Raw genomic sequence first — 1789 nt, forward strand, 5'->3', positions numbered from 1 at the left:
GTGATGTTTTTTTTCTCGAATACCTTCATCAGGGTTTTCGCTTTTTCCAGCTCTTGCTCAGTTAATTCGTAATGGATATTTTCTTTTACTTTTTCCAGTGGGTTATCTGTAACTTGAGTTTTTGCCCTTTTTCTTAGTTTGTCCGCTGGTGCTCCTGAAGCAACGACTTTCAAAGTATTTCTCTTTTTATCCAGGCCATTCTTTTCTATCTGAACAGGTTCCGATGAATCAGGCTCTGTTTCTTCCGGCGTTCGTCCAGCTCCTTTATTATCATGAGTGTCCGACAGGCACTTATCGCATAAAAACACTGAAGCAGCTGCATCACCGGCTATACGACGTAATTCCTGAGTATTCAGTGCATTGTTACACCTTGAGCATGTAACAACCGAATTTTCTTGATCCTGCTCAGCTGAGGGTTTCAGTGGGTCATCGCCTCCATCACCACTGCCGCCTGTCGAACCGGTTTCCTGGTTATGGGCTGCGGTTCCACTCATCTGGCCGGATTGGCCAGTCTGACCTGTTGTTGCGGTCATTGATGCATTGGCCTGTCTGGAGGGTTGACCTTTTTCTCCGTTATCCGCCTGACGACCAGAATATTTGCCAGAAACGATCTCACGGTAAACACTGAGTTCGTGATCATTCTGTGCCAGCAATGCCTGAATCAGAACCGGATGCATCGTGGCAGGGTCTGAGCTTTCCAGATCAAGTAGATCCGCTTCAATAACCATGATCCGGTCTGACATTATCCGGGCCAGAATGGTTTGGCCTTTTATAATTGACCATAGTCGTTTAATTCGCAAGATTCGAAGCAATTGTTTTTTTTGTTGCAGGCATTTTTGAACAGGGTCAGGAACGAGGTTAAGGTCAGGCTGGGGCTCTGGGTCAGGAGTCCGGTTGTTTCCGTCAGGTGGCTCGTCGTCATCAACTTCCCCGGCAGCACCCAAGGCGATCAGTGCCTTGCAATGGTTCTCCGGGTATTCATGTAACACAGCCTTCAGGTCAATGCGGTGTTTTTGCTTTATTGGCCAAATCGGTAGAGGAGGCAATGGGAGAGGCGCAAGTGGACTTTTATTCGGTAGTAGCTGGAACAAGCTGAGGGCGAACTGCATAAATTCAACTGACAGAGAGTTGGGCTGTTCAGGTTCAGCCAGCATATTGGTAGAGAGGAAATGCGCTGGTACCGGGCTTGAGCCGACTAATCCCAGAGCGGGCAGCGACTCCCCATACATTATGGTTACTAACAGAAGCAGTGATCGGACCATCGAGTGGGCAGTTTCGTTTTTTTGTGGCTCTCTCCTGGACCCGAGCTTAAAAAAAATCAACATCCGAGACCTCATTCGCTATTGGAAATATTTCGTCATTTTCACGACGTCCGGCGTAATGTACAGGCTCATTAACTGACCTCTACCATTTGCACCGGAATGTATAGCACTGCAATGACCAGCCTGCCATGAAGGGAGTTAGCGAAAAGCTTTTTTTGGTATTAGAAAAACTATAATGGTTTTGTCACCCCGGGTTTCACATTTACAGTTCTGTGCTCATCCCTGAGTTCATCGCTTTTCTAAAACCAAATCTTACGACAGTTGTTAGGAATAAAACATCGGCGTTTCAGTAAAATTTCAGCACGTTTGCCGTAGATGAAAGAATCTATGAACCACTCTGTTTTAGTTTCTTGCCCCTTATCCTCTCGTCTATCCTCACTGCTCGTATCCATAGAAAAAATAAGGATAGAATCATTAAAAGTCTACTCTTGCACGTATTGGTCTTTGTGCCTTTCGTCTGCCCGGTT

Annotated in this window: 1 protein-coding gene; it reads right to left on the reverse strand. The window is 46.2% G+C overall.

What is annotated here, in order from left to right; translation table 11 throughout:
- Positions 1-1262 (reverse strand): hypothetical protein (locus KDK16_RS09020; protein WP_257275695.1); only part of this gene is annotated, 1262 nt, incomplete at its 3' end.
- Between the last annotated feature and the right edge of the window lie 527 nt (positions 1263-1789).

Source organism: Endozoicomonas sp. SESOKO4 (genome assembly GCF_024606275.1).